Annotated in this window: 5 protein-coding genes; all 5 read right to left on the reverse strand. The window is 67.7% G+C overall.

The genetic code is table 11. From position 1 onward, the window contains the following. Nucleotides 1-19: 19 nt before the first annotated feature. The 5 genes from ACFU8Q_RS39080 to fabG all read right to left on the reverse strand — a co-directional run bounded on the left by ACFU8Q_RS39080 (nucleotide 20) and on the right by fabG (nucleotide 4,662). Nucleotides 20-505 carry a hypothetical protein gene (locus ACFU8Q_RS39080; RefSeq protein WP_384464239.1) on the reverse strand — a complete coding sequence of 162 codons (486 nt, stop codon included), beginning with the start codon at nucleotides 503-505 and terminating at the stop codon, nucleotides 20-22. Nucleotides 506-654: 149 nt separating this feature from the next. Beyond that, complete coding sequence (locus ACFU8Q_RS39085; RefSeq protein ID WP_383762080.1) at nucleotides 655-1,338, reverse strand: uracil-DNA glycosylase; 684 nt, start codon at nucleotides 1,336-1,338, stop codon at nucleotides 655-657. 87 nt (nucleotides 1,339-1,425) lie between these two features. Beyond that, on the reverse strand, nucleotides 1,426-3,006 hold the full coding sequence (locus tag ACFU8Q_RS39090; protein ID WP_384464242.1) for an ABC transporter substrate-binding protein: 1,581 nt from the start codon (nucleotides 3,004-3,006) through the stop codon (nucleotides 1,426-1,428). A 118-nt stretch (nucleotides 3,007-3,124) separates the two neighbouring features. Continuing rightward, nucleotides 3,125-3,880, reverse strand: a complete 756-nt coding sequence (locus ACFU8Q_RS39095) for an SDR family oxidoreductase (RefSeq protein WP_384464245.1) — start codon at nucleotides 3,878-3,880, stop codon at nucleotides 3,125-3,127. Nucleotides 3,881-3,900: 20 nt separating this feature from the next. Further along, nucleotides 3,901-4,662, reverse strand: coding sequence for a 3-oxoacyl-ACP reductase FabG (gene fabG / locus ACFU8Q_RS39100; protein WP_384464248.1), 762 nt, complete (start codon nucleotides 4,660-4,662; stop codon nucleotides 3,901-3,903). Between the last annotated feature and the right edge of the window lie 177 nt (nucleotides 4,663-4,839).

A 4,839-nucleotide genomic window follows, 5' to 3' on the forward strand; every position in this document is an offset into this window, starting at 1 on the left:
GCGCCGGCCGGGCCACCGCTCACATCTCCCGCAGTCTCAGCTCCAGCCGCACGATCGCCGCCCGGACCCCTCCCCCATATCCGTCGTCCGACCCGTCCTCCGCGAGCACGCCGGAGGCGGCGTGCGCCCGGTCCAGGTGGATCCGGGCCGCCTCGGGGCGCTGGAGCTTCACATAGTCCGCCGCGAGATTGAGATGGAGCGAGGGATAGAGAGCCCGCACCGCGAACGCGTCGGAGTGTTGTGCCGCCCGCTCGTCGGTCAGGCTGTCGGCCGCAGTCAACGCCCTCAGGTCCCAGGCCAGTTCATCACCGGGGTCGTCCTGGGTGTCGGCCATGTAGTGCGCGAGGGTGCACCGGTGCAGGGCGTCACCACCCTCACCGATCTCCGACCAGAGGTCGCCGAAACGATTGCGGGCCTCCTCCCGGTCACCGCCGTGCAGGAGCATGATGGCCTGGCCGATCCTGGTCATGACGGCGTCCTTCGACGTCTCCCGCTGCTCCGTCACTGCGGCCTCCCTGTCCCTGTCCACCCGTTCCCGACCGACCGTTCCCGATCCGACGCTAGCCGCAGCCGCGGCCAATCCCGCTGAGGCTCGGGCAGGCGTCCGGGCCTGTCCACCGGGCGCCCGACACGGCCCCGGCACGGACCGCGACGTCAGCCCAGGTCGGGAATGCGCCAGTCGATGGCCTCGTGCCCCTGCGCCGCCACCGCCTCGTTGATCTGCGTGAACGGACGGGAGCCGAAGAACTTCTTGGCGGAGAGCGGTGAAGGGTGCGCGCCCTTCACCACCGCGTGGCGCTCCTCGTCGATCAGCGGGAGCTTCTTCTGCGCGTAGTTGCCCCAGAGCACGAAGACCGCCGGATCGGGCCGCGAGGCGACCGCGCGGATCACGGCGTCGGTGAACTTCTCCCAGCCCTTGCCCTTGTGCGAGTTGGCCTCGCCCGCGCGCACCGTCAGCACGGCGTTGAGCAGCAGGACGCCCTGCTGGGCCCAGGGCATCAGATACCCGTTGTCCGGGACGGGCAGACCGAGCTCGTCGTTCATCTCCTTGTAGATGTTCCGCAGGGAGGGCGGCGTCTTCACACCTGGCCGCACGGAGAAGCACAGGCCGTGCCCCTGTCCCTCTCCGTGGTACGGGTCCTGGCCGAGGACGAGGACTTTCACCTTGTCGTAGGGCGTGGCCTCCAGGGCGGCGAACACCTGGTCGCGCGGCGGATAGACCGGCCCCTTGGCCCGCTCCTCCTCGACGAACTCGGTGAGCTCCTTGAAGTAGGGCTTCTGCAGCTCTTCGCCGAGGACGCCGCGCCAGGACTCGGGCAGCAGGTCGGTGTCGGTCACGTCAACAACCTCCGGTAGGTAATACGTTCTTCACCCGAGAACCTACCGGGGGCCACTGACAACGGGCCTCGCGAGCCCGGCCGGGGCCTACCAGCTGGCCTTGCGGTACAGCTCCCACATCTGCATGACCGTCTGCGGGTCCAGGGCGCGCTCGCCGCCGCCGATGTCCTCGCCCGAAGCGACGTACAGCTTGCCCTGCCACAGCGGCAGCAGCCGTACGTCCTCGACCAGGATCCGCTGGGCCCGTTCGAACTGCTTGCTGACCGCGCCACGGTCGCTCTCCTTGCGGGTCTGCGGCAGCAGCTGCTCGTTGATCTCACGCTTCATGTAGGGCATCCCGGTGATGCTGTCCTTGCCCACGAAGGGGGCGATGAAGTTGTCCGGGTCCGGGAAGTCCGGGAACCAGCCGCGGCCGAAGACGGGGTACTGGCCTTTGGTGAAGCCCTCCTGGAACTCCTTCCAGGGCTTGCTCTTCAGCGTGATCCGGAACAGTCCGGAGTCTTCCAGCTGACGCTTCAGCTCGTCGAATTCGGGGGCCGTGGAGGAGCCGTACCGGTCGGTCGTGAACCAGAACGTCATCGCGACGGGTTTGGTGATGCCCGCCCTGACGAGGATCTGCTTCGCCTTGGCCTTGTCGGGGTCGCCGTAGGCGTCGAAGAAGCTCGTGGTGTGTCCGGCGATGCCCTTGGGGACCATGGAGTACAGCGGCTCGGCCGTGCCCTGGTAGACCTTGGCGACCAGGGCGTCGCGGTCGACGAGCTGGGCGATGGCCTGCCGCACGGCCACGTTCCCGGCGGCCGGGTCCTCGGGGTTGAAGACCAGGAACCGGATGTCCGCGCCGACGGTCTCCACAATCTGCAGATCGCTGTCCTTGTCGTTGTTGTCTTCCAGATTGACGACCTCCTCGGCGGTGAGGCCGCGATAGATCGCGTCTATCTCGTTCTTCTTCAACGCGGCGACCACGGGGGCGGATTCCTTGAAGTACCGGATGGTCACGGCGTCGTTCTTACGGTTGGCGAACCCCTTGTAGTCCGGATTCTTCACCAGTTCGGCCCGGTTCCCCGGCTTGTACGCATCCAGGAGGTAGGGGCCGGATCCGGTGACCTTCCCGTCGTTGCGGATCTTGTGCTTCGCATAGTCGCCGGGCGCCACCAGCGACATCGCGGGCGTGGCGAGAATGAAGGGGAACGTGGCGTCCGGCTTGGTGAGATGGAAGACGACCATGTCGTCGCCCTTGGTCTCGACCCGGTCCAGCGAGCCGAGCATGCCGGCGGGGCCGCCCTTGACCTTGATGTCCGAGATCCGGTCGATGGAGTACTTCACGGCCTCGGCGTCGACTTTTTCGCCATTGGAGAACTTCAGGCCCTCGCGGAGTTTGCACCGATAGGCCGTGCTGGTCGTGTCGGTGAACTTGCACCATTCCGCGGCATCGGGCTCGGGGCTGGTGCTGCCGGTGGGGAAACTCACCAGGGTCTGGAAGACATTCCGCATCAATTCCCAGGAGTTGTCCCACGCCGCCGCCGGATCGAGGGTGGAGGGCTCACTGGTCGTACCGACGACTATCTTCTGCTCCACATTCGAGCCGCTGTCGGAAAGAAGTCCGCAGCCGGCCAGCAGGGAAAGGGAAGCAAGGACTGCAGCGGCCTGCAAACTGGCCCGGTAGAACACGTGAACGCTCCTCGATCAGCCATGGGTCGGCAGACCATACCGCAGCGCCCCGTCGGGTCAATCCACAGGCCCGACAGGGCACTTGAGTCAATAAGGCCCAAACCCGCTCAGGCTGTTCTCAGCCCACGCCCGCATTGAGGAAGATCCCGCCGTCGACCACCAGGGTCTGTCCCGTGATCCAGTCGCTCTGGCTCGACGTGAGGAACGCGGCAGCGCCGCCGATGTCCTCGGGGACGCCCAGCCGGCCGAGCGGATAGGCCGCGGCCGCCTCGGCCTCCCGGCCCTCGTACAGCGCCCGGGCGAACTTCGTCCTCACCACCGCGGGAGCGATCGCGTTGACCCGGACGACCGGCGCGAACTCGTGCGCCAGTTGGAGGGTCAGGTTGACCATGGCGGCCTTGCTCATGCCGTACGCGCCGACGAACGGCGAGGCGGAGATTCCGGCGACCGAGGCGATGTTGACGATCGCCCCGCCGTTCTCCTTCTGCCAGGCCTTCCAGGTCCGCTGGGCGAAGCCGAGCGCCGAGATCACATTCGTCTCGAAAACCTTGCGGGCGACGTTGAGGTCGAGGTCCGCCATCGGGCCGAAGACCGGGTTCGTACCGGCGTTGTTGACCAGGAAGTCGACCCGGCCGAACGCCTCCATGGTGCGCTCGACCGCAGCCGCCTGGTGCGCCTCGTCGTGCGCCTTGCCCGCCACACCGATCGCCCGGTCGGAGCCGAGCCGCTCGACGGCCTCCTTGAGAGCGTCCTCGCCGCGCCCGGTGATGCACACCCGGTCGCCGCGGGCCACGAGCGCCTCGGCGATGCCGTAGCCGATGCCCCGGCTCGCGCCCGTGATCAGCGCGACCTTCCCGCTGTCCTGCACAGTCATGATGTCCATAACCCTTCGGGTCAGTTCAGCGGTCCGCCGGCTACGTACATGACCTGGCCGGAGACGAAGCCGGCCTCGTCGCCCGTGAAGAAGGCGATGGCGTTGGCGATGTCCTCGGGCCGGCCGACGCGCTGCACCGGAATCTGGGTGGCGGCGGCGGCCTGGAACTCCTCGAAGCCCATGCCGATCCGGGCCGCGGTCTGCGCGGTCATCTCGGTGACGATGAAGCCGGGGGCGACGGCGTTGGCGGTGATGCCGAACTTGCCGAGCTCCTTGGCGAGGGTCTTGGTGAAGCCCTGCAGCCCGGCCTTGACGGCGGAGTAGTTGGCCTGGCCGCGATTGCCGAGCGCCGAGGAGGAGGAGAGCGAGACGATACGGCCGAACTTGGCGTCCACCATGTGCTTCTGGACGGCCTTGGCCATCAGGAACGCACCCTTGAGGTGCACGTTCATCACGGTGTCCCAGTCGGACTCGGTCATCTTGAAGAGAAGGTTGTCGCGGAGCACGCCCGCGTTGTTGACGAGGATCGTCGGCGCGCCGAGCTCGGCGGCGACCCGCGCGACCGCGGCTTCCACCTGGGCGCTGTCCGACACATCGCAGCCGACGGCGAGGGCGGTCCCCCCGTCGGCGGTGATCTTCTCGACGGTGTCCTTGCAGGCCGCCTCGTCGAGGTCGAGTACGGCGACGGCGCGGCCCTCGGCCGCCAGGCGTACCGCGGTGGCGGCGCCAATGCCCCGCGCCGCTCCGGTCACGATGGCGACGCGCTGCTCGGTGGTGGACATGCTTGGTTCTCCTCGCCCTTGGATCGCGGCTCAGCGGACGTCGGGGCGCTCCTGGCACGGAATCTTCGCGTGCGCGGAACCATCCCGATAACTGAGCAACCGCTTAGTACCTTCAGCAGACGAGACGCTAGAAGCCCTGGCACCCGGTGTCAACGGCTCACGGCCGCGGGGGCGCAT

Origin of the sequence: Streptomyces sp. NPDC057543 (assembly GCF_042801895.1) — a bacterium.
In the GTDB taxonomy this organism is placed as follows: domain Bacteria; phylum Actinomycetota; class Actinomycetes; order Streptomycetales; family Streptomycetaceae; genus Streptomyces.